Source organism: Exiguobacterium sp. s16, from assembly GCF_018618115.1.
GTDB classification, from domain to species: domain Bacteria; phylum Bacillota; class Bacilli; order Exiguobacteriales; family Exiguobacteriaceae; genus Exiguobacterium; species Exiguobacterium mexicanum_A.
Map to the genome: position 1 here is coordinate 521,757 of NZ_JACSLM010000002.1, position 20,509 is coordinate 542,265.

24 protein-coding genes, 1 other RNA gene and 2 riboswitches are annotated in these 20,509 nt (G+C 54.5%); of the genes, 15 read left to right on the top strand and 10 right to left on the bottom strand.

Annotation, left to right across the window (positions count from 1 at the left end; translation table 11 throughout):
• Nucleotides 1–25: 25 nt before the first annotated feature.
• A riboswitch (SAM riboswitch) is annotated at nucleotides 26–126 on the bottom strand.
• Between the two features lie 44 nt (nucleotides 127–170).
• On the bottom strand, nucleotides 171–332 hold the full coding sequence (locus KNP86_RS06175) for a hypothetical protein (protein WP_214711331.1): 162 nt from the start codon (nucleotides 330–332) through the stop codon (nucleotides 171–173).
• A gap of 111 nt (nucleotides 333–443) precedes the next feature.
• On the opposite strand from KNP86_RS06175, the gene KNP86_RS06180 reads away from it, so the two are divergent.
• The 10 genes from KNP86_RS06180 to KNP86_RS06225 all read left to right on the top strand — a co-directional run bounded on the left by KNP86_RS06180 (nucleotide 444) and on the right by KNP86_RS06225 (nucleotide 9,065).
• On the top strand, nucleotides 444–1,847 hold the full coding sequence (locus tag KNP86_RS06180; RefSeq protein WP_251130435.1) for an amidase family protein: 1,404 nt from the start codon (nucleotides 444–446) through the stop codon (nucleotides 1,845–1,847).
• A 69-nt stretch (nucleotides 1,848–1,916) separates the two neighbouring features.
• Nucleotides 1,917–2,978, top strand: a complete 1,062-nt coding sequence (gene rlmN / locus KNP86_RS06185; protein ID WP_034777707.1) for a dual-specificity RNA methyltransferase RlmN — start codon at nucleotides 1,917–1,919, stop codon at nucleotides 2,976–2,978.
• 172 nt (nucleotides 2,979–3,150) lie between these two features.
• Nucleotides 3,151–4,032, top strand: coding sequence for an SMP-30/gluconolactonase/LRE family protein (locus KNP86_RS06190; RefSeq protein WP_034777705.1), 882 nt, complete (start codon nucleotides 3,151–3,153; stop codon nucleotides 4,030–4,032).
• Between the two features lie 12 nt (nucleotides 4,033–4,044).
• Complete coding sequence (locus tag KNP86_RS06195; RefSeq protein ID WP_034777704.1) at nucleotides 4,045–4,308, top strand: hypothetical protein; 264 nt, start codon at nucleotides 4,045–4,047, stop codon at nucleotides 4,306–4,308.
• 102 nt (nucleotides 4,309–4,410) lie between these two features.
• Nucleotides 4,411–5,604, top strand: coding sequence for a GTP-binding protein (locus KNP86_RS06200; protein WP_214753238.1), 1,194 nt, complete (start codon nucleotides 4,411–4,413; stop codon nucleotides 5,602–5,604).
• A gap of 62 nt (nucleotides 5,605–5,666) precedes the next feature.
• Nucleotides 5,667–5,767, top strand: a riboswitch (TPP riboswitch).
• Between the two features lie 79 nt (nucleotides 5,768–5,846).
• Nucleotides 5,847–6,440 carry a YkoF family thiamine/hydroxymethylpyrimidine-binding protein gene (locus KNP86_RS06205; RefSeq protein ID WP_214753240.1) on the top strand — a complete coding sequence of 198 codons (594 nt, stop codon included), beginning with the start codon at nucleotides 5,847–5,849 and terminating at the stop codon, nucleotides 6,438–6,440.
• Nucleotides 6,433–7,008, top strand: a complete 576-nt coding sequence (locus tag KNP86_RS06210; RefSeq protein ID WP_034777699.1) for an ECF transporter S component — start codon at nucleotides 6,433–6,435, stop codon at nucleotides 7,006–7,008. Before KNP86_RS06205 ends, KNP86_RS06210 begins: the two co-directional genes overlap by 8 nt.
• Nucleotides 7,001–7,747, top strand: a complete 747-nt coding sequence (locus tag KNP86_RS06215) for an ABC transporter ATP-binding protein (protein WP_214753241.1) — start codon at nucleotides 7,001–7,003, stop codon at nucleotides 7,745–7,747. The genes KNP86_RS06210 and KNP86_RS06215 overlap by 8 nt, the downstream gene beginning before the upstream one ends.
• A complete protein-coding gene (locus tag KNP86_RS06220) occupies nucleotides 7,723–8,331 on the top strand; it encodes an ABC transporter ATP-binding protein (protein WP_251130436.1) in 609 nt (202 codons plus the stop codon). The genes KNP86_RS06215 and KNP86_RS06220 overlap by 25 nt, the downstream gene beginning before the upstream one ends.
• Nucleotides 8,328–9,065, top strand: a complete 738-nt coding sequence (locus KNP86_RS06225; RefSeq protein ID WP_214753245.1) for an energy-coupling factor transporter transmembrane component T family protein — start codon at nucleotides 8,328–8,330, stop codon at nucleotides 9,063–9,065. The genes KNP86_RS06220 and KNP86_RS06225 overlap by 4 nt, the downstream gene beginning before the upstream one ends.
• Nucleotides 9,066–9,076: 11 nt before the next feature.
• Here KNP86_RS06225 and KNP86_RS06230 read toward each other — a convergent pair whose 3' ends face one another.
• Nucleotides 9,077–9,664 carry a DUF1643 domain-containing protein gene (locus KNP86_RS06230; protein WP_034777694.1) on the bottom strand — a complete coding sequence of 196 codons (588 nt, stop codon included), beginning with the start codon at nucleotides 9,662–9,664 and terminating at the stop codon, nucleotides 9,077–9,079.
• Nucleotides 9,665–9,698: 34 nt separating this feature from the next.
• On the bottom strand, nucleotides 9,699–10,391 hold the full coding sequence (locus KNP86_RS06235; RefSeq protein ID WP_233004295.1) for a lytic transglycosylase domain-containing protein: 693 nt from the start codon (nucleotides 10,389–10,391) through the stop codon (nucleotides 9,699–9,701).
• A gap of 78 nt (nucleotides 10,392–10,469) precedes the next feature.
• Here KNP86_RS06235 and KNP86_RS06240 point away from each other — a divergent pair, with 78 nt between their 5' ends.
• Nucleotides 10,470–11,168 carry a CPBP family intramembrane glutamic endopeptidase gene (locus tag KNP86_RS06240; protein ID WP_034777692.1) on the top strand — a complete coding sequence of 233 codons (699 nt, stop codon included), beginning with the start codon at nucleotides 10,470–10,472 and terminating at the stop codon, nucleotides 11,166–11,168.
• Here KNP86_RS06240 and KNP86_RS06245 read toward each other — a convergent pair.
• Nucleotides 11,125–12,024, bottom strand: coding sequence for an alpha/beta hydrolase (locus tag KNP86_RS06245; protein ID WP_034777690.1), 900 nt, complete (start codon nucleotides 12,022–12,024; stop codon nucleotides 11,125–11,127). The genes KNP86_RS06240 and KNP86_RS06245 overlap by 44 nt on opposite strands.
• A gap of 189 nt (nucleotides 12,025–12,213) precedes the next feature.
• On the opposite strand from KNP86_RS06245, the gene KNP86_RS06250 reads away from it, so the two are divergent.
• Complete coding sequence (locus KNP86_RS06250) at nucleotides 12,214–12,642, top strand: hypothetical protein (protein WP_214753247.1); 429 nt, start codon at nucleotides 12,214–12,216, stop codon at nucleotides 12,640–12,642.
• 21 nt (nucleotides 12,643–12,663) lie between these two features.
• Here the strand turns inward: KNP86_RS06250 and KNP86_RS06255 are convergent, their stop codons facing one another.
• The 5 genes from KNP86_RS06255 to KNP86_RS06275 all read right to left on the bottom strand — a co-directional run bounded on the left by KNP86_RS06255 (nucleotide 12,664) and on the right by KNP86_RS06275 (nucleotide 17,365).
• On the bottom strand, nucleotides 12,664–13,332 hold the full coding sequence (locus KNP86_RS06255) for an ABC transporter ATP-binding protein (protein WP_052090128.1): 669 nt from the start codon (nucleotides 13,330–13,332) through the stop codon (nucleotides 12,664–12,666).
• The gene (locus tag KNP86_RS06260; RefSeq protein ID WP_138859379.1) at nucleotides 13,329–14,336 is read right to left on the bottom strand and encodes an ABC transporter permease; all 1,008 of its coding nucleotides are present in this window, start codon (nucleotides 14,334–14,336) and stop codon (nucleotides 13,329–13,331) included. Before KNP86_RS06260 ends, KNP86_RS06255 begins: the two co-directional genes overlap by 4 nt.
• 68 nt (nucleotides 14,337–14,404) lie before the next feature.
• Nucleotides 14,405–15,751, bottom strand: coding sequence for a sensor histidine kinase (locus KNP86_RS06265; protein WP_214753249.1), 1,347 nt, complete (start codon nucleotides 15,749–15,751; stop codon nucleotides 14,405–14,407).
• Nucleotides 15,748–16,413, bottom strand: a complete 666-nt coding sequence (locus tag KNP86_RS06270) for a response regulator transcription factor (RefSeq protein WP_034777685.1) — start codon at nucleotides 16,411–16,413, stop codon at nucleotides 15,748–15,750. Before KNP86_RS06270 ends, KNP86_RS06265 begins: the two co-directional genes overlap by 4 nt.
• A 61-nt stretch (nucleotides 16,414–16,474) precedes the next feature.
• Nucleotides 16,475–17,365 (bottom strand): hypothetical protein, encoded by an 891-nt coding sequence (locus tag KNP86_RS06275; protein ID WP_034777683.1) that lies wholly within the window; start codon nucleotides 17,363–17,365, stop codon nucleotides 16,475–16,477.
• A gap of 168 nt (nucleotides 17,366–17,533) precedes the next feature.
• On the opposite strand from KNP86_RS06275, the gene KNP86_RS06280 reads away from it, so the two are divergent.
• Nucleotides 17,534–17,941: a hypothetical protein gene (locus KNP86_RS06280; RefSeq protein ID WP_214753251.1), complete on the top strand. Its 408-nt coding sequence runs from the start codon at nucleotides 17,534–17,536 to the stop codon at nucleotides 17,939–17,941.
• Between the two features lie 78 nt (nucleotides 17,942–18,019).
• A complete protein-coding gene (locus KNP86_RS06285; RefSeq protein WP_251130437.1) occupies nucleotides 18,020–19,501 on the top strand; it encodes a S8 family peptidase in 1,482 nt (493 codons plus the stop codon).
• A gap of 38 nt (nucleotides 19,502–19,539) precedes the next feature.
• Here KNP86_RS06285 and KNP86_RS06290 read toward each other — a convergent pair whose 3' ends face one another.
• Nucleotides 19,540–19,944: a hypothetical protein gene (locus KNP86_RS06290; protein WP_214753253.1), complete on the bottom strand. Its 405-nt coding sequence runs from the start codon at nucleotides 19,942–19,944 to the stop codon at nucleotides 19,540–19,542.
• 121 nt (nucleotides 19,945–20,065) lie between these two features.
• Here KNP86_RS06290 and rnpB point away from each other — a divergent pair.
• An RNA gene (gene rnpB, locus KNP86_RS06295) (RNase P RNA component class B) lies at nucleotides 20,066–20,433 on the top strand.
• Nucleotides 20,434–20,509: the final 76 nt, after the last annotated feature.

Sequence of the window (20,509 nt, forward strand, 5' to 3'; positions counted from 1 at the left end):
CCATGTCATCGACATGAGCGCTCTGTCATATCGGCCAAGGCAATCGCCTTGCTGGTAGTAGCACCTTGCCGTAGCAGGTTGCTGTGAAGTCATAGAGCCAGGTCTCTCGTTCACTCAAGATATCGATATGTAGTTGGTGACAGCATCATACCATCAGATTTGAAGCGGCGTCAACGGTTTGGCTTGCGCCGTAGTTGGAGCAAGGTGGCACCGAGGATCAGGATGCCGAGCACGATGGAGAGCGGTAGCGTATACGGGGCGTCCCCGGCATATAACTGTAAGAAGAACAAGGCAAAGACGGACAATAAGACGAGTACGTACGAACGGTTCATAGTAACCTCCCTTTTCTTTCAGTGTACCAAGTTACACATTCGTTGGCGAACGAAAACAGGAAATCAAATGTCGATAGCGAATACCATCGAGTGACCAAAGGAGGAATCAATATGACTGACACATTTGATTTTATGGAACTCGATATCGAAACCGCCCATCGCGGATATAAAGAAGGAACGTTCACGGCGCGTGACGTGACGGCCTATTATTTGACCCGGATCGCCCAGTTCAACGACAAACTGAAGGCGGTCATCCAGGTGAACCCGGACGCCTTGTTCGAGGCCGAGTCGGCTGACCGGGCATTTCGTCGCGGGCTACGCTTGCCGCTACTCGGCATTCCTGTCTTGATCAAAGACAATGTCGAGACAGCCGGACTCATGAAGACGACGGCCGGGGCCGTCGCACTCGCGCATCACTTCGCAGGCCGGGACGCCAATCTCGTCCAAAACCTGCGAGCGAGCGGGGCCATCATCCTCGGGAAAGCGAACTTGTCCGAATGGGCCAACTTTTTGACCGAGGGCATGCCGAACGGCTGGAGCGGCGTCGGTGGGCAGACGCTCAATCCATATGGGGATAAGCTCGATGTCGGAGGTTCGAGCTCAGGTTCGGCCTCTGCGGTCGCAGCGAACCTGACACTGCTCGCTGTCGGTAGCGAGACGAGCGGCTCGATCATCCATCCGAGCGTGCACAACGGCATCGTCGGCATCAAACCGACCGTCGGCCTCATCAGTCGGAGTGGCATCATCCCGATCTCGCGGTCGCAAGACACGGCGGGACCGATGGCACGAACGCTCGAAGACGCGGTAAGGGCACTTGAGGCGATGGTAGGGGAAGACCCGGCGGACCCGGCGACACTCAACCTCCCGGCCGGTCCGCCGTATCGGACGTGCCTCGACGAGCGCCAAGCGGTCGGGATGCGTGTCGGGATCGTCAAAGCTGATTTATCAGCAGAAGAACAAGCATTATACGGTGAGGCGACCGAGCTGTTGAAACAGAGCGGCATCGACCTTGTCGAAGTCGAACTGCCCGCCCATGATACGCTCGACCAAGGCGATATTTTGTACCACGAGTTCAAACTCGGGATCGAGGCGTACCTGGCCACGACGACGCTCCCATACGAGACGTTGTCGGATTTGATGGACTGGAACAACAGACATCCTGAGACGATCCCGCACGGACAAAAGACGTTCGAGAAAGCGGAAAGATTGTCGGGACGTCTCATCGAGGCGGCCTATTTGACGCGCCGGCTCGATGACGTGCGTGACGCCAAGACGGACGGACTCGACCGTCTATTAAACGAACAGCAGTTGCACGCGCTCGTCTTGCCTCACGATTTGAACTATGACATGGCGGCAAAAGCCGGGCATCCGACCATCACGATCCCATATCGCTTGAAAGCGAGCGGGGCGCCGTTCGGCCTGTCGTTCACCGGGACGAGTTATGCCGAACGTGACTTGATCCGTCTGGCGTATGCGTTCGAGCGGCATATTTCGCGTCCCGTTCCACCGTTATAAGAACGTTGCACCCGTCGTCCACGTCCGCTACAATGGTACGTATGCGGATTGAAGAAAGGACAGATAGCAATGAAACCATCTATATACGGGCTGACGTTCGATCAGCTGACAGAAGCGTGTGTCTCTTGGGGATACAGCGCCTTCCATGCGAGACAAATCTGGGACTCGCTCTACATCGACCGAGTGAAGCAAATCGAGGACATCTCGGTACGGGCCGAGGTGCGTGAGGCGATCGCCGCCGAATACGTCATCTCGACGCAAGACCTGTTCGTCAAACAAGAGGCGGGCGACGGGACGGTCAAATTTTTACTTAAACTACACGACGGGCACTATATCGAGACTGTGCTCATGCGACATAAGTACGGCCGTTCGGTCTGTGTGACGACGCAGGTCGGGTGCAATATCGGCTGCAGCTTCTGTGCGAGCGGTCTCTTGAAGAAGACACGTGATTTGACGGCGGGCGAAGTCGTCGAACAAATCATGACCGTTCAACACTACTTGGACGAAGTCGGCGAAGGGGCCCGGGTCAGCCATATCGTCGTTATGGGGATCGGCGAACCGTTCGATAACTTTGACAACTTGGTCGACTTCCTGCGTGTCGTCAAGGACGAGCGCGGTCTCGCGATCGCGCCGCGTAAAATCAACGTCTCGACGAGCGGACTCGCCGACAAGATTTACAAGTTCGCGGACCTCGATTTGCGCATCAACTTGGCGCTGTCGCTCCATGCGCCGAACGACGCGCTGCGGACGCAAATCATGAAAATCAACCGGGCGTTCCCGCTCGACAAGCTCATGCCGGCCATCCGGTATTACGTCGAGAAGACGAACAAACGAATCACGTTCGAATATATTCTCCTGTCGAAAGTGAACGATTTACCGGAGCACGCCGAGGAATTGGCGGCGCTCATCGACGATATTAAGGACAAGTCGTACGTCAACTTGATCCCGTATAACCCGGTCAACGAGCATATCCAATACGAGCGCAGTACCTCGGAGGACATCATGGCGTTCTATGATGTCTTGAAGAAGCGTGGCATCAACACCGGTGTCCGCCTTGAGCACGGGACTGACATCGATGCGGCATGCGGCCAGTTGCGCAGTAAACATATGAACGTCGAAGGTGCGAAATAAGTGGACTCCTTGAATCGAATGATTCAAGGAGTTTTTTTCATAGAGCCGCTCCGGTGAAGGAAAGACGGACATCGCCCCTAACTCTGCGGAACGATTTTGAAAAATCTTGAATAGACCTCGTCCGCTCAGGGAATAGTCAGTTGAAATCAATGTAGAGAGTGGAGGCAATTCAATGGAGACAGTAAACGCTGCGTTATGGATTCGAGTCAGAAATACACTTGGGGAAGGCCCGTGTTGGGATGCTGAACTGAAACGGTTCTATTGGGTCGACATCGAAGGACACACACTTTGGTGGTACGACGAAAAGGAAGACGAGCTGTCATCGTTCGATATGGGACAACAGATCGGGTTTGCGGTCCCGAAAGTGACAGACGGCGTCGTCGTCGGCTTGAAAGACGGCATCTATGAATGGGACGAGGGATCGAAGCGACTCGATAAACTCGTCGAACTCGATGACCCGGAAGGGGATCTTCGCTTCAACGACGGAAAGGCCGACCCGTACGGACGAATCTTTGCCGGGACGCTTCATCTCAACGACGAGGAGAACGAGGCGACGCTCTATCGCTTGAACCGTGACGGCACGACCGAGGTCATGCTCAGTGAACTGACGCTGTCGAACGGTCTGACATGGTCTCCGGACCACTCGACGTTCTACCACATCGATACACCGACCGAGACGGTCCGCAAATACCCGTTCGACTTGAAAACAGGAACACTCGGGGATGGGGAAGTCGTCATCGATTTCAAAGATGAGGAAGGATTCCCGGACGGCATGACATCCGATGAGGACGGCTTTTTATGGATTGCCCACTTCGCGGGCGGACGCGTCTCGCGCTGGAACCCGAAGACGGGTGAAAAAGTGCTCGAGGTGCTCGTGCCGGCCCCGAACGTCACGTCATGCTGTTTCGTCGGTGATGACTTGAAACAACTTGCGATCACGACGGCGCGCGAAGGAATGGATGACGCGGCGCTCGAGGCCCATCCGGACGCAGGGTCGGTCTTTAAAATTGATACAGATGTGAAAGGGATGCCGCTCTATCGGTTTGGTCGATAAGGAGGTACGAAGATGGTAAAACGATTGCTCGTTCGTGCGGGAATCGGTTTGGCGCTCGCGGCGGTCGCCCGGGTCGGGATTCAAAAGCTGTTGGAGGCAAACCGGGAAGACGATCATACGTATTTGAATCCGCGGTGGGATGAGACGCCGAGTGTGGATGCCGACAAGGACGCGGATGAGGTCGGTCTGACCCAGCTCGACTCGATTTATCGAGCCGAATGGCAGGCGAACGCCTATCCACGCTCAGAGGCCGAACGCAAGGCGTTAGAGGAATAGGCAGGAGAACACGTCCGGAAACGGGCGTGTTTTTTTCTTGACAAGACGTCACCGACCCGTCATTATCTAAAAAGTAATCATTACGATTTAGGAGTGGGTAGAATGAGACGAATCCCGATCACCGTGCTGTCCGGTTATTTAGGAAGCGGTAAGACGACACTATTGAACCACATATTGAACAATCGGACGGGCAAGAAATACGCCGTCATCGTCAACGACATGAGCGAGTTGAATATCGATGAGCGATTGATTGAACAGGGCGGTTTTTCAAGGACGGACGAAAAGTTGGTCGAACTATCGAACGGCTGCATCTGTTGCACGCTCCGTGAGGACCTGCTCGAGGCGGTAGCAGAGCTTGCGAACGAGCGGGACCTCGACGGAATCATCATCGAGTCGTCCGGTATCTCAGAGCCGATCCCGGTCGCCCAAACGTTTACATATGCCGATGACGCCCTCGGCATCGATTTGACGAGCCGAGTCTATATCGATGCGATGGTGACCGTCGTCGATGCGTTTCGGTTCTTAACAGATTTCAACTCGGGCGAGTCCCTCCATGAACGCAAGCAGGCGATCGAGGCGACGGACGTCCGCGAAGTCGTCGACCTGCTCGTCGACCAAGTCGAATTCGCCGATATCATCGTCTTGAACAAGGCGGATCGCGTGACCGAGACCGAACTCGTCGAGATGACCGGACTGTTGAAGGCGCTCAACCCAACCGCGAAGCTGTTGACGTCTGTCCATGCGAACGTGGAATTGACCGAGCTGTTGGATGTCAATTTGTTCGATTTCGAACAGGCGATGCATGCGGCCGGGTGGATTCAAGAACTTGAGACAGATGTGCACACGCCGGAGACGGAAGAATACGGCATCAGTTCATTCGTCTATCGTCGGCGTCGGCCGTTCCACCCGGAGCGTCTCCATGCCTGGATCGAGGCGTTCCCGGAAGAAATCGTCCGCGCGAAAGGGTTCTTATGGATTGCTTCCCGGAACGACCTCGCCTGTCTGTTTTCACAAGCGGGCTACGCCTCGACGCTCGAACATGCCGGGCGCTGGCTCGCGACGCTTCCGGAAGATGAGCGTCATCACATGTTCGCGGCCGAACCGGAACTCGCCGCCGACTATGTCGAACCGTACGGGGACCGACAGACGGAGCTCGTCTTGATCGGGCAGCGGATGGATCGTTCGGTCATCGAGGCCGGACTCGACGCGTGTCTGTTGACAGATGAGGAAATAGCGTTAGATTGGTCGACGCTCCGGGACACACTTCCGGGGAACGAGGTCGTCACGTTCTCATAAGACCGTTTACAAAATGAAAGCGGTCGTCTATACTGATTCTTGCATGAACAACCGCATACATTGGACTACACTAGGGGTGCTTCGGCTGAGATGTGAGCATGGCTCCAATCCCTTATGACTCGATCCGGGTAATACCGGCGTGAGGAAGTGTGGCACTTTTTCTAATGGATTAAAATTGGACGAGTGGCCGCATTCTCATGGATGCGGCTTTTTTGTGTACACATAATAAGGGGGAATAGAACATGAACAAACAATGTGGAACGAGCCCGATCGTCGGGTTCCGCTTTACACTGAGCCCGATGACGACCGATTTCGTGAGCATCATCAAAGGGGCGTTGAAGGAGACGGATTTACAAAACGTCTGGCGACATACCGATGACGTGTCGACGGTCATCCGTGGACGAAGTGAGCATGTATTCGATGTGGCTAAGACCGTGCTGTCACACGCGACGAAGACAGGGGAACATGTGTCGATGAGCGGGACGTTCTCGGTCGGGTGTCCAGGGGATACGGCCGGAGATGAAGTGCTCGTTGTGTCGAGCGAACCGCTTAATGGTCCCGTCGGTCCGCAATATGTCTCCTCACAGTTCGCGCTCTATCCGCTCGGTGATGACGACTATATGGACATCATCTACGAAGAAATCGCTTTTGCGAAAGAGCGAGGTGTCTTCAATGACTCGATGCATTACGCCTCAGGTATACATGGGGACATCGAGCCGGTGTTCGCTTTCTATGAGGCGACGTTTGATCGCGTCCGACAGAAGACAAGCCACGTCGTCATGACGGTGACGTTCAGCGTGAACAGTCCGTCACACGAGGGACGCATGGATGCTTAAATCGTGGAAGTTAAAAGAGATCGTCTTGTTGTCGATTTTATCGGTCGTGTTCGCGGTGGTCTATTTGGCGTTCGTCCATGCTGGGAACTTGTGGGCCGGTCTGATTGGACCAATCGCCTACGAATGGATTTTTGGGATATGGTTCATCGTCTCGATTATCGCAGCTTATATCATTCGCAAGCCTGGGGCTGCATTCTTGTCCGAAGTGCTTGCGGCGACGATTGAGATGATGATTGGCAACGCCATCGGACCGCGCATCATTTTAGTCGGGATCGTTCAAGGGATCGGCGCCGAAGCGGCGTTCGCTTTGACGGGTTATAAACGCTATGATCTTTGGGTGCTCATGCTCGCCGGATTCAGTGCTGCTGTGACAAGTTTCGCATATACGTACGTCATGGGAGGGCTCAATGCCCTCAGTCCGACATATGTGGCTACGATGTTCGCACTACGCGCAACGAGCGGGATGTTGATTGCTGGTCTGGGCGGTAAGATTTTGAGCGACTTGTTGCTTCGGACGGGCGCGCTTGATGGGTATGCTCTCGCGCGACAGGACCGTATGCATGGTTGAGGCAGAACATCTGACATTTCGTTATCCGAACAAGAAATGCGATGTCTTGACGGATATCACACTACGTCTAACAAAAGGGAGAACGGTCATTACAGGGGCAAGTGGGTCGGGAAAATCAACATTGCTCGCTTTGATGAATCGTCTCTATCCGGACAATTGTGATGGCATCGTGACGGGCAGACTGCACTTGTTCGATCGCTCTTATGATACGTATGAAGCTGGCGAAGTGAACCGGCGCGTCGGAACGGTCTTTCAGGACCCGGACAGTCAGTTCGTCATGCAGACGGTCGAAGAAGAATTGATTTTCACGCTCGAAAACTTTGCCGTCGCGAGAGACGAGATGATGGCCCGTGTCACCACAATGTTAGAGGCGTTGCATTTGACCGATTATCGTCACCGTACCATTCATGACCTATCGGGGGGTGAGAAGCAGCAAATTGCCGTCGCTTGTGCCTTGATTGGCCGCCCCGAGTGGCTCCTCCTCGATGAGCCGCTCGCTCACCTCGATCCTGAGACCGCCCATCATTTCGTTCGTTGGCTCGACGGCGTCGCACAGACCGTAAACGTTGTCGTCATCGAGCATCGGCCATACATATGGGGTGATTTTTTTGACCGACAAATAAAGCTCGTGAGTGGGCGCATCGACTATGATGGACCGTTCATCGTCCGACCAGATTATGCGTTCTCTCCAATTAAAGTTGAACAAGGAAAAAAATGTTATTTCACATACCGGAATTAAAACGAAAAACATTTCAATTAGCAGCGAGCGAGTTAAAGGTCGCTGAGGGTGATCTCATTGCGGTGCTCGGTCGAAATGGTAGCGGAAAGTCGACATGGCTGCGAAGCCTAGCCCGGAAACATCGTGAAGTCGGCCTCGTCCCGCAATCACCGGCGCATCTATTCGTTACGAATGATGTGACCCGAGAACTCGCATATGGCCATAATCGCCCGATTGAGGACGTCTTAACGCGGCTCGGGCTCGAATCAGTGCGTGACCACCATCCACTCTCCCTTAGTCACGGTCAAAAACGAAGGCTCGCCATCGGAGTGATGATGCTGTCTAATAAACAACTGATTGCGTTTGATGAACCGACTGCCGGACAAGACGAGGTATCGCTTCGTGCGCTCTATGACTTAATGGTCGAACGAACACGATCCGGCCAGACGATTTTGTTTGTGACGCACGACCTCAGCTTCGCGCGGATTGCGAACACATATTATTTGATGTGTGACGGCGACTTGAGTGGGCCATATGACGCTTCACTCTGGGATGAAAAAGAATTACTACGCACCCACGGCTTATTGATGGAGGAATCGCGATGACATTTCATGAGATGAACCCGACGATTAAATTTCTGACCGTGGCATGTCTCATGTTCGGTCTCGCCTTCATGTATAACCCTTGGACTCCGCTTGCTGTTTTTCTCGGTACAGTTACACTTCAAACGCTATTCTCTGCTGTGAGCTGGAGAAGATGGGGGTTGTTCATGATCCCATTTTTATTGACCGCGCTCGGGACATTGTGGACGACGCTCGTCTTTGGAAAGCAATCAAGCGGAGATGTCGTGTTCAAGCTGTTTGGCAATGATGTGACCGACGAGAATGTGATGCTAGCAGCGACGCTCTCCTTACGTGTGTTGGCATTCACAGCCTTGTCGCTTCTGTTCACGCTGACGACGGACCCGAAACGGTTCGTCTACAGTTTGATGCAACAAGGAAAGCTGTCACCAAAAATCGCATATAGTGTCTTCGTCGGTTTTCGTTTCTTTCCGATTCTAAAAAAAGAACTGATGCAACTGTATGAAACGCATGCGTTACGAGGCGTGCGTTTGGAGACGAGACTCGATCACATCCGCCACGTCCCCAAATTAATCGTTCCGCTTCTTGCTGGATCGATCCGCCAAGCGGAACGAATCGCGTTCTCGATGGAAGCACGTGGGTTTACGGGGGAACCTCGAGCGACGTACGAGGTTGTGCCCGTCACCAGGAACGACTTTCTGTTGGCGTCGCTTTTGCTCCTATTGTTTGGAGTGAGCGTGTGGCTTGGCGTACGTTAAAACAAGACGACTCACTCGGAGTCGTCTTGTTTCGTCTCTTTCACGATTCTAAATTTCGGTTTGATCGATTCGTTATTGAACGCCTCGAGCACGGTGTTTTCGTTGGCCATACGAATCTGTTGCGGCTCGCCTTTGGAAGTCGTGCCGATACAGAACATATGCGCCTCATGGTCGGCAAAGAGCGCCTTATACGGGGTGGCATGATGCATCAAGCGTCCCGGAGAGCCCCAGCCGACGATAATCATACCTCCGCTCGCCTCGACCTCGTCGAGCGTTTCCTCAACGTAATGAAAGTTGACTTCGTCGAGTTGCGATTCGACGTACGGCAGATTGTCATTGATGGCGAGTGTCGGGACGAGGCTGATGACGCGCATCTCACGGATCGGTTGATCGAGATGGTTCCGCATGAGCATATACGCCCGCTGCGTTGTCGTACCGGACAAGAAAGCATCGCTCATCCGGGGCGAGTAGATGATGACGGCACAGATGACGCCGTCGACGACATCTGTGAATTCGTACGAACGCAAGTAGCGCTTCGTCTTGTCCTCATTGAAGACCGACTTGACACGAATCGTCACTTCCTCGATATGGGTGTTCATAAGGTTTCCTCACTTTTAATCAAATAGTGCCGGGTCAGACCCAGCCTGCGAACCATTCCAAGTAGCGGATTGTGTAGCGCGCGACACTTTGGGTTGCCGACGCCTTGTCATCCGGTAAATAAGACACATCGGTTTGATATGACTCATAAAACGACATCACATCATTGACATACTGTTCACTGCGGTTGTACTCGAAGATGGCGTTTCGAATCGAGTCCGTCGTGTCTGCCTTCGTCCCGCCGTGCTCGCTCAAATAGTAAGCGGCCGTATGGGCCGAGTCGACGAGACTGTGCGGGTCGGCTTTGCCATCATTGTTGCCATCGCGTCCGAGACCGCCGTACTGTTCGATGAGCGCGAGATCCGTCAAATCGACTTCGTCCTCAGGGACATCGCCTTTTTGATCGTCCGTGTCATATTGCCAGCCGAGCCACGTCCGCGGCATGAATTGGAACGGTCCGATCGCCCCGACCGATGAACGCATCGATGAACTGTGGGAGAAAATCGTCTCGACGCGATGGACGGCGGCAAGTAAGCGCCAATCGACGTCATACGTGGCCGCGGCATCCTCATACACATCGCGATGGACGGACGGGACGCCATGGTCCCCGTAATAGGCCCGGTACAGGGCGTTGTTCACTTTATCATGTTGACCAAACCAGCCGATTGCGCCGAGGCACAGCACGATCACAAGCATGAGACCGGTCAGTCGCAAAATCAATCGTTTCAAGATTCCGCCTCCTAGCTTTCTAGACAATACCCGAATAGTGTAGCATATAGCTAACAGGAAGGACAGGAGTGGATATAGATGCTCGAACAGGCCGTCTTTACCATCATTCTCATGTATTTGTTGATCGTTCAATTGTTCAACGCCCGGTTGATGAAGCCGATGATCGAAACGCTCGGTCGTGGACGTGTCTATGAACAGACAGTCAAGTCGTCGTGGGGGCTCAGTCTGCTTTTGCTCGCCCTCGTCTTCTTGTTCGGCGTCCCGCCAGACATGGTCGGTCTCGGATTCGCCCCGGTCGAAGGGGACATGTCCGCTTGGAAGTTTTTCTTTTTCACGACCATCCTCATCTCCGTGCTGCTGGCGTTTTACTTGCTCGTCAAAACCTCGTCTCGGTTACGGCGGCGGTTACGACCGTACTATGAGCTCGAAATCGAGCGGTTGCTCTTGCCGCGGACGGATATTGAGGCGAAGGCATGGAGCGCTGTCTCGTGGACGGCAGGTGTGACCGAGGAATTCATCTTCCGTGGTGTGCTCCTCTACACCGTCAGTCTCTATCTTGACGTCTCATCCTTGACACTCGCCTTCATCGGCGGCGCCTTGTTCGGGTTGGCCCATGCTTATCAAGGCGTCAGGGGCGTTCTGGTCACCGGGATCGTCGGCTGGGGACTCGGCTATTTGTACTTGGCGATGGGGGTATTATGGCCAGTGATGGTCGTCCATGCCTTGCTCGACCTTATCGCTGGACCGATTCACGTCGTCGATTCAGAAACTGACTGACGGCCGCCTCATAGGCGGGTTGATCTTTCAAGATACAGTTTGTGTGCTCGGCCCCATGGATGAGGGCTAACTCGTTTTGCCGGTTGAGCGCGTTCATCTCGACCGACATCCACGTCGGCACGAAATCATCTTTCGTTCCGTGGATGAACAAGACGGGCGCGTCAATCGCGGCGAGATCGTATTTGGGCCGGACTTGATGCATCCGGAAACCGGCCCGTGTCCACAAGAAATAGTTGATCCCTGGCAAGAGCAGGTCCCCGGGCAACCGATGCAGCACGTTCAACTGATGGCGCATGAGCTGTCTCATATCGTCAAACGGACATTCGGCGATCAAGAAGTCGACGTCGGTTAACGGTCCGGCCTGTAAAATCGAGGCAGCTCCCATCGAGACACCGTGCAACCCGACTTCCGTGACCACTTCATTGGCCCGCAACCAGTCGACCCAATCGGTGATGTCATGCTTTTCGTGGTAACCATAAGAGGCGTATACGCCCTCGGACTCACCGTGCGATCTCAAGTCGACAGCGAGGAGGTTGTACCCGAGGCGATGGAACATCGCCAAATGTGGGGCCATGAAACTGTGAGAGGCGGTATAGCCGTGAACGAACACGATCCATTTCGTCGACCCTTCATTGCGGTAGACGCGTCCATACAGCCGATAGCCATCCTGAGAACGGAGCGAGACGTGCTCGAACGGCACGTCATGATAAAACGATTGATCTTCTTTCGTATACGGGGCCAAGAGCATTTCTGGTGTCTTGCGTTTGCCTCGCGTCATGCGCTTGAACGCATAATAACTGATGGCATAGTAGCCGGTGAATAGTGTTGCAAGTCCAACTTTCCATCTCTTCTGCATCTGAACCGCTCCTTTCTCCATTATTGTACCCGAAAACGTGACGATAGTTCACGCGCAGTGTCAGTTTGACGGCGGGTTCATGCCGTTAAGCAAGGGACTTACCGATGATTGTCCCGTTCGTTTGAGCAGTATCGTCTTGCTATGATGGAACCAGACAATCATCAAGGTGAAGCGGGAGGAGACGAAGCGATGGGGCGAGAGGTGATGGTTCAGTTGCTGCACGCGTGCTTGACGGGGCAGGTGGATTACAAGACCGCCGAAGGGGTGACCTTCTATCGTGCCCCGGTCAACGGCCATCGTCAGCATGCGATGGTACTCGATGTGCTGATTGACCGCTATGTGCTTGAGCCGGCACGACCGATCGAACTGTCCGTGTCGGACGTGGCGCAAGCGATTGGGTCATCGGCGGACGAGGTCTTCCAATCAGTCCTAGCGCTCGCCCGCATCACTCTCGTCTCGCAACATATCGAGGAAAGACTAATCCGGGTCGATTCGGCCGGAATCGACGAGCATGGGAACATGACACTCATCATCGGTTTCAACGCCTGGTTGACGCATCATTTAGGAAAACTCGTAAGTGCATCGATTGAGGAGCCACTTCACGCGCACGTCATCTGACAAACAACAGGGAAGGCCGCCTCAATCGCGGTCTTCCCTGTTTTGATGCCGGGGCGACGGTTGGAGCAGGCCGTCCTGAAGCATGAGGACCCGGTCACAGACGTCGAGCATCCGTTCGTCATGGGTGATAACGATGACCCGTCGCGCACTCATCCGTGCCTCAGTAACGAGCAACTCCATCACCCGTCGGCCATTCTCATAATCGAGGCTCGCCGTCGGCTCATCGGCCAAAATCAGTCGGGGGCGATTGACCAAGGCCCGAGCGACCGCGACACGTTGACGTTCGCCTCCGGACAGTTGCCCTGGTAACTGGTCGAGACGATGCCCCAAACCGAGCGCGTCGAGCAGCCGAATCGGATCTTGTTTCGACTCGCTCTCGGCCTGGACGAGCTCGAGTTGTTCCCGGACCGTCAAGTAAGGGACGAGATGTGCTTGCTGGAACACAAATCCGATTTCGTTCAGCCTCAAGAGGCGTCGCTCTTCTTCAGTGGCACCGAGCAAGTCTTGTCCTTCGAGCTCGACCTGTCCCGACACCGGTCGTTTCAATAGTCCGAGAATTTGGAGCAAGGTACTTTTCCCGCTGCCGCTCGGTCCGATGATGCCGATACATTCCCCGGCATCGACCTGCAAATCGATTCCACGCAACACAGATTGTCCGTCATAGGCGTGGCTGATGTTCATCAATTTCATTGTAATGTCCCTCCTAAAGCGTCGGCGGCGTCAAGGTGACGCAGTTTCCAAAGCGGTAACAACGTACCGATGAGTGAGAGCCCGAACATGATCACACTGTAGAGCAGCACATGTCCCGCATCGAAACGGAATGGGATATCAGTTGGGACGAACGAGGCGACGAGGGCCGTCAAGGCGGCTGCCGACAGGCTCGCGACGAGCACCGTTGCCATGACTTGCGTGACGAGCGCCGTGCCGATCACACGAGGGCGAATCCCGATCGCTTTCAAAATTCCGAGTTCTGGCAGTTTCTGGAGCGTCAACATATAAAAGAATGCGGTCAAGATGAACGCACCGATGAACAACAAGAAGCCGCGCATCATCGTGAACGTGCCTTGTTCGGCTGTATAGCCCGGGACGGCCTCGACGACGTCTTGTTTGGAGAGCGTTGCGAGCGACGTCTCAGTTTCCCCGAGCCAAGCCGAGACGTATTCGGGTTGTCCGCTGTCTGCCTGGAACGCCTCCCACGTCTCCATCGATGCCCACATGACGGGTGCATGACTGTAACGTCCGTCCGTCGTCCCCGCGATGGTGAATGAGTAGCCGGTCGTGAAATCTTGAATCGTGTCCCCGAGTTTAAAGTCCCCGAGAAAGCTTGGATCGACGAGGACTTCGCCGACGGCGAGGTCGAGGGCGGGCCCGATGTCAGAATCCCGCGGTAACGTGAATAGCGTGGCGTCCTGTTTCACGGTCCCATCGACGAGTGTCAACGGTTTGACCCCGAGCGGTGTAAGCGTTTCTGGCGTCGGCAGTTCGATGAACGAGCGGGTCAGTTGCCCGTCCGCATCCTCAGCCAACTGAAACGTCTCGGTGTCGAGTTCACGCAAACTGGCCCCGTTGTCATAGGCGAGCCCATCGGCAAGCCCGGTGATCAGCGTCGACAATAAGACAATGAGTAGGGTGATGACAAAAATCAATGAAAATTTTCGTTTTTGCCGCCACATTTCTTTAAATGCTAAATTCATACAAAAAAGCCTCCTTCATAGCGATGAAGGAAGCATAACTGACGGATATGAACAGAATATGAACGGGACTAAAACCGGACGTAAAAGGTGCTTCCTGTCCCGAGATGGGATTCGACCGTCATCTCACCGCCATGCAGGCGGACGATGTCTTGGGCAATAGCAAGTCCGAGACCGGTGCCCCGGCCGGTCCGAGAGACATCTCCTTTATAGAAACGTTCGAATAGGCGTGCCTGTGTCGCCTCATCCATTCCGACGCCGGCATCTTGAATCGAGACGGTCGGACGATCGGCTGCATACGCTTTGATGGTGATCAGCCCCCCGTCATGAGAGGCGTGAATCGCGTTCGTCAACAAGTTGGTCCAGACTTGGGCCAATAAGAGCGGGTCGCCGGTCACGACGAGCGATGTGTCAAGCTCTGTCGCGACGGCGATCCCTTTCTCATCCAGCTGGAACGCATGGCGACGAATGACGTCCTCGATCGATGCGCTCACATCGACTTGTTCGGAGAGCGACACGTTCGACTCGTCGAGCCGGGCGAGCAGGAGCAACTGTTTTGTCAAATCCGAGAGGCGATCCGTCTCGTCACGAATGATCCCGGCATACATCAAGGCGTCCCCTTCGGTTCGGGCGGCCAGTTCCGAGGCGTAGCCTTTGATTGAGGTGAGCGGTGTTTGGAATTCGTGCGAGACGCTTGAGACGAAGCGACGCCGTTCACCCTCGGATTTCTCCAGTGAGTCGACCATGTCAGAGAAACGACGGGCGAGGGTTCCAATCTCATCGTTGCGCTCGGTCGGGAGATCGAGCGGACGGGCCCCGGATGCGACGGAGCGAGTCGCATCCGTCAATGTGCGCACCGGTCGGACGATCAGGCTTGTCGATAGGGCGATCAAGATGAAGGCGAGCCCGGTCAGGAGTGCAAAGAACAAGCCGACGAACAAGTGCAATTCTCGGATTTGGGCGCCAAGGTCGGGGCGGATGAAGACGGCATCTTCCCCGTCCAGGCTGAAGCCATACGTGTTGACGACTTCATTGTCGAACAAGCCGAGCCAAAACAAGTGGAACGGATAAGCGCGCATCCCGTCGTAGCGTTCGCCGGACCGGACCGAGGCGATGACGGCTTCGTCGAGTTGCTCGTCCCGGAACGAACCTCCATAGCGGTCGATCTCACCGTCAGGACGCACGACGAGGAGTTGATAGCCCGTCTGAGCGAGCAAACGATAAAAGGCCGATGCCTCACCGTCCGTATGCGTCTCGAAGTAGTCAAGGGCGGCTTGTGCCGTCTGTTCGGTCTTTTCGCTGTAGGACGGCTGCCACCAGACGTAATAGGCGACATTGCTGACGAGAAGGGCGATGGCGCCGGACAAGAGCAAAATCATGAACACGGTCAGGACGATCCGGGTATAGAGCGTCTTCATGGCGAGACCTCGAGCGTATAGCCGACGCCCCGAACCGTTCGAATCGTGATCGTGTCGTCATGCAAGCGGCCTCGGAGTCGTTTGATGTGCACGTCGACGGTCCGGTCGTCGCCCTCAAAGTCAAGGCCCCATACTTGTTCGATCAGTTCATCCCGGGTGAACACCCGGCCCGGGAACGCCGCCAGCTGATAGAGCAGCTCGAACTCCTTTTTCGGCAGGTGGATCGTCTCACTGTTCAGTTCAAGGCGATAATCGCGCAAGTCGAGCTTGAGCGGTCCGACTGTGACGAGTGTGGCCGCATTTTTGGCGTAACGTTTTGCGACGGCTTGAAGGCGGAACAGCAGCTCTTCCGGGATGAACGGTTTCGTCATATAATCATCGGCTCCGTGTTCGAAGCCGCTTCGTTTTTCTTCCCATTCCCCGAGGGCGGTCAATAAAATGACGGGAATGTCCGTCAGTTGCTTCAGACGTGAGCAGAGCGTCCGTCCGTCGAGGCCGGGCAGCAAGATGTCGATGATCGCGGCATCGGCAGGGTTCGCCATAAACAGTCGCTCGGCGTCGGCCCCATCCATGACCGCTGTCACCGTATGTCCGGCTCGCTGTAGCGTGGTCTCAACGAGGTGAAGGATAGCCAAATCGTCCTCTACAATCAGTACGTGCATCGCTCTCTTCCTTTCTATCACGACACCGAAAACAGGTGACCCGTGGCAGGTCACCTGCATGTTATGTCGTTTTGGTCAGTTCTTTATGCAAGGCCCGAAGCGCCCGCAAAAAGGCATCTTTGAAATACTTGTCTTCTTGCGCCTCGAGTGTCTCAAGAGCAGAAGCGTCGCCGGCGCTCGCCTTGACGAGCAGGTTGACGACTGTGCCCCAACGCTTGACGTGCTCGGGCTTCGGATGGTTCATCGCGACGGTCAACGTGAACCAGTACGGTTGGTCACGGCGCTGGAGCGTGGCAATCATCTGTTTGGCCGTCATCGCTTCATCCTCGGTTGGTAACGTGGCGGTGGCGAACCAGCCGAGCAGCGCGGCGCTCATCGCCTCAAGCCGGACTTTGGCGGCCGGGTCGATCGGTTCGCGCCCGAACTCGGAAATGTTGACAAAAACGAGTCGGTCTTTCCGGTCGAGGTGGGTGATCCATCCTTTGACCGATTTGAGTTTTTCCTTATCTTTCGACTGGGCTTTCACCGTGTAGCCGTTCAGTTTACCGATGTAAATCCGGAACTGGCCGCGGTCGAGCTGTTTATCGACCTTGAACTCGATATCTTGGCCCACAGTGAACGGTTGATCCTTTTTGCTGAGCGTCTCGCCTTTCTTCAGCTCAGGCCGGCGCACGATATAGCGGAGTGCCTCCTGCTCGGTCCGATCGTCAAGCGTCCAAAGGTTGTTCGGCGTGACGTTTTTGAAACGGTGTCGTCGGACATAGATGTATTGGTCGAGCGCCTCGACGGCGTCGGCGACGGAATTTTTTCCACTCAAATAGTCGTCTGCGATATCCCGGAGCGTGATCGACTCGAGCCGGTCGATGTGCCCGACGTAAGGGACGTTCCCGACGACGAACAAGGCCGTGGCGATCAATTCACTCTCGCGAGGGGTCAAAGGGCGTTTGGCCATACTGCACTTCCTCTCTTCATGTCATCTCATTCAGTATACCAAAAACAGATTTCGTCATGTTGTATGAATCGACCAGATGGAAAATTTTACAGGCATACAGGATTTCGCGGTTTCGTTCCGAATATTTGTTAAGATAAAGCTATGTGGAAGTTGAGATGAGGTGATGAGATGAAGCTATCGATTGATCCGGGGGACTATGTCGTCTTGATTGAAATCAATAAAGAGGTCTTGAAATGTACGTCCCTCGACCAAGCCGAGTATGCCGATCGGGACCGCTATGAATTGGTCGGCCGCATGAGTGAGCGGCTTCCGGCCGAGGTGATCGTGCCTTCCATCATCGATTATATCCGGTTCGGGAGCGGCTATATCGGCGACAATATCGTCTGGGACAAGGAGACGGAATCGTTCTTCTGTCAACAGTTCGAGACGATCGACGGCTCACCGCTCGGCGAGGACTTGGACGGATTCACACCTGACCCGTATCGGACGGAGCTGGCGCGCTATTACACGTATTTGACGATCGGAAAAATCGTTGAATACGAGATGAATGACCCTGACCAGCCGGACTATTGGTAAGCGTCGCAAAAATGTCACAATCTATTTTTTGAAAAAAAGGGAAATCGACCGCGTGATTTGAGATAATGGGGTCATCTTATGAAGTGTGGATTGGAGCGGAAGGCGATGAAAAAAATTATGATTGCAGCAGCGCTCGCGCTGCTAGTCCCGACGTCTGTGGACGCGGCCAAACCGGTGCTGTTGGAAAAGCACGGCTATGTCGTGGCCGAGCCTAGGGTCGGTCATCAATACTATATCAAGCAAACGGGTACCGACTTGACGTGGAATACGACCCGAGGGGCGTCGGACATCGTCATCGCATTGATCGATTCATCGGCCGACCGGAGTCATAAAGAGCTGTATAACGTCCCGCGTGTCGTCAACTCGATGAAAGGCCCGTATAGTGTCGACTATCACGGCACGCACACGGCCGGCATCATGTCCGGACGTCACAACAAGTTCGGAATGGCAGGGCTCGCTCCGAACGTGCGTTATCATTTTTATAACGTCTTTTACGGCAAAAATTCGGAATACACGGATTCTTGGACGGTCGCCAAGGCGGTGGACACGGCGGTCGCGAAAGGGGCGAACGTCATCAACATGTCGCTCGGAGGTCAAGACTATGACCGCGTCCTCGCCGACTCGATTCGTCGCGCCCGTGCCAAAGGTGTCGTCATCGTCGCCTCATCCGGGAATGACGGGAAGAAGAAAACGTCGTTCCCGGCGAATATGAAAGAAGTCATCGCGGTCGGGGCGATCGACGCAAATCGCCGTGTCGCTGCTTTTAGCAATATGGACAGCCAAGTCAAAATCGTGGCGCCCGGAGTGAATGTCTTGTCGCTCGGCGTGAAAAATAGCTTCGTCTACATGGACGGGACATCGATGGCGGCGCCGATGGTGTCGTCTGGGATCGCGCTCGTCAAATCGGTCAACCCGTTCCTGACGCCGGCCGACATCGATGCTTTGCTTCAAAAAATGCCACGTGCGAGCGGGAAGACGTATACCGAGCTCAACACGAAGCGGCTGATCGATGCGACACCACGACCGGTCGCGCTCTCCGCGCCATCGACGCTCAAGAGCCGCTATGTGAAAGAAGCGAAACTGACGGTCATGAAAAAGTCGAACTTGAAGACGACGTATACGTTGTATCAAGGAACGCGTAAAGTGAAAACACTCTCAGCCGGGAAATCGATGTTCACGATGTACGCCGGAGGAGATTGGTTACCGAGCGGGAAATATCGCCTGAATGCCACCGTCACTGACGGGAAACACAAACGCTCGGTCAATCGTTCGTTCACCTATGTGAACGCCGTCAAGCCGCTAGTCACGGTCAGAGCGGCCGATGCCGGGACGTTCGAGTTGACCACGTCCCGAAAAGGCGTCGTCACCGTGCTCGACGCGAACAAGAAAGTCGTCTATGAGGCGCTTCATGTACCGGGCAAGTTCCCCGTTCGTGGTGACACGGGATCGGCCTATACGGTGCTGTTGAAGCCGACCGACGTCACTGAAAAAGTGGTGACGGTCAAATATGTGCCGCAACCGGTTCAAGTCGAGACGGATACTTCGGCGGAATCGACATAAAAAAACACCCGGAGCCAGTGCTGGCTTCGGGTGTTGATTTATGTTTTCGTGATGGCTTCACCACTCCAACGGATATTCGCTTCTAAGACGTTGCCGTTATCGTCGATATGTTCAAAACTCAGTTTCCCGTCGACGATGATCTCGCAGAGGCCGACGCGGACGTCGTCGCTCCAGGCGCGACGTGTCTGTGTCGACGCGTCGAACGTCGGGATTGATTCAGGAAAACGTTCCTGTAAGTGGGCCAAGTTATGATGGTCGAAGTGATACGAACGTTTGGACAATTCATTTGGTGCTTTGATGTCAAACGGCTCGAATCCTCGAACGAGTCGATTATTCCGGTAGAAGGCGAACACGCCGTTGTTCGGGTGGAGCGCTTTAATGTCATCGATTTCAATCACATAGGTCAGTCGTTGAATCCAACCGTTTTTTGCATCTTGACGCATCAAAATCCCTCCTTGTTCAATGGAACACGCCTTATTTTAGCGCTGACGCCCATGAAAATCAAGTTCAGGTTCTCGGTTGTCATTTCTCGGGTTATCCGCTACAATGGGTAAAGTGACTATGAGGTCTGGGCAATCGCGGGACGCAAGTCTTGAGGAAAGTCCATGCTCGCACAGCCTGTGATGGCTGTAGTGATCGTGCTACACGAAAAGATAAGTGTAGGCAACGCAAGTTGACGGCAGAAGAAGCACCTAAGTCCTCGGATATGGTGCAAGCTTCTTGAAAGTGCCACAGTGACGGAGTCTGATCGGAAACGTTCAGAGTGGAACGAGGTAAACCCCACGAGCGAGAAACCCAAACTATGGTAGGGGAACTTCCTGACTGGAACCGAACGGGACGGAAGGCGCCAATCGGCGCAGATAGATGATTGTCACTCCATCGTGCCAGGGAGACCGTTATGAGCACCGGAGTACAGAACATGGCTTACAGGGCAGCATAGTCTCTCATTTAACATTGACCAGGAGTTCAAGCAATCCTACTTGAGCTCCTTTTTACATGACCATTTTA

What these genes read in the sequence shown, in the direction of transcription:
- KNP86_RS06255 (WP_052090128.1), bottom strand. Translation starts at nt 13,332, where the DNA reads ATGAAATTGATGAACATCAGCCACGCCTATGACGGACAATCTGTGTTG.
- KNP86_RS06265 (WP_214753249.1), bottom strand. Translation starts at nt 15,751, where the DNA reads ATGAAGACGCTCTATACCCGGATCGTCCTGACCGTGTTCATGATTTTG.
- KNP86_RS06230 (WP_034777694.1), bottom strand. Translation starts at nt 9,664, where the DNA reads ATGAACACCCATATCGAGGAAGTGACGATTCGTGTCAAGTCGGTCTTC.
- KNP86_RS06290 (WP_214753253.1), bottom strand. Translation starts at nt 19,944, where the DNA reads ATGCGTCAAGATGCAAAAAACGGTTGGATTCAACGACTGACCTATGTG.
- KNP86_RS06280 (WP_214753251.1), top strand. Translation starts at nt 17,534, where the DNA reads ATGAAGCTATCGATTGATCCGGGGGACTATGTCGTCTTGATTGAAATC.
- KNP86_RS06260 (WP_138859379.1), bottom strand. Translation starts at nt 14,336, where the DNA reads ATGAATTTAGCATTTAAAGAAATGTGGCGGCAAAAACGAAAATTTTCA.
- KNP86_RS06245 (WP_034777690.1), bottom strand. Translation starts at nt 12,024, where the DNA reads ATGCAGAAGAGATGGAAAGTTGGACTTGCAACACTATTCACCGGCTAC.
- KNP86_RS06205 (WP_214753240.1), top strand. Translation starts at nt 5,847, where the DNA reads ATGAACAAACAATGTGGAACGAGCCCGATCGTCGGGTTCCGCTTTACA.
- rlmN (WP_034777707.1), top strand. Translation starts at nt 1,917, where the DNA reads ATGAAACCATCTATATACGGGCTGACGTTCGATCAGCTGACAGAAGCG.
- KNP86_RS06285 (WP_251130437.1), top strand. Translation starts at nt 18,020, where the DNA reads ATGAAGTGTGGATTGGAGCGGAAGGCGATGAAAAAAATTATGATTGCA.
- KNP86_RS06240 (WP_034777692.1), top strand. Translation starts at nt 10,470, where the DNA reads ATGCTCGAACAGGCCGTCTTTACCATCATTCTCATGTATTTGTTGATC.
- KNP86_RS06275 (WP_034777683.1), bottom strand. Translation starts at nt 17,365, where the DNA reads ATGGCCAAACGCCCTTTGACCCCTCGCGAGAGTGAATTGATCGCCACG.
- KNP86_RS06200 (WP_214753238.1), top strand. Translation starts at nt 4,411, where the DNA reads ATGAGACGAATCCCGATCACCGTGCTGTCCGGTTATTTAGGAAGCGGT.
- KNP86_RS06270 (WP_034777685.1), bottom strand. Translation starts at nt 16,413, where the DNA reads ATGCACGTACTGATTGTAGAGGACGATTTGGCTATCCTTCACCTCGTT.
- KNP86_RS06180 (WP_251130435.1), top strand. Translation starts at nt 444, where the DNA reads ATGACTGACACATTTGATTTTATGGAACTCGATATCGAAACCGCCCAT.
- KNP86_RS06220 (WP_251130436.1), top strand. Translation starts at nt 7,723, where the DNA reads ATGTTATTTCACATACCGGAATTAAAACGAAAAACATTTCAATTAGCA.
- KNP86_RS06215 (WP_214753241.1), top strand. Translation starts at nt 7,001, where the DNA reads ATGGTTGAGGCAGAACATCTGACATTTCGTTATCCGAACAAGAAATGC.
- KNP86_RS06175 (WP_214711331.1), bottom strand. Translation starts at nt 332, where the DNA reads ATGAACCGTTCGTACGTACTCGTCTTATTGTCCGTCTTTGCCTTGTTC.
- KNP86_RS06210 (WP_034777699.1), top strand. Translation starts at nt 6,433, where the DNA reads ATGCTTAAATCGTGGAAGTTAAAAGAGATCGTCTTGTTGTCGATTTTA.
- KNP86_RS06225 (WP_214753245.1), top strand. Translation starts at nt 8,328, where the DNA reads ATGACATTTCATGAGATGAACCCGACGATTAAATTTCTGACCGTGGCA.
- KNP86_RS06250 (WP_214753247.1), top strand. Translation starts at nt 12,214, where the DNA reads ATGGGGCGAGAGGTGATGGTTCAGTTGCTGCACGCGTGCTTGACGGGG.
- KNP86_RS06190 (WP_034777705.1), top strand. Translation starts at nt 3,151, where the DNA reads ATGGAGACAGTAAACGCTGCGTTATGGATTCGAGTCAGAAATACACTT.
- KNP86_RS06195 (WP_034777704.1), top strand. Translation starts at nt 4,045, where the DNA reads ATGGTAAAACGATTGCTCGTTCGTGCGGGAATCGGTTTGGCGCTCGCG.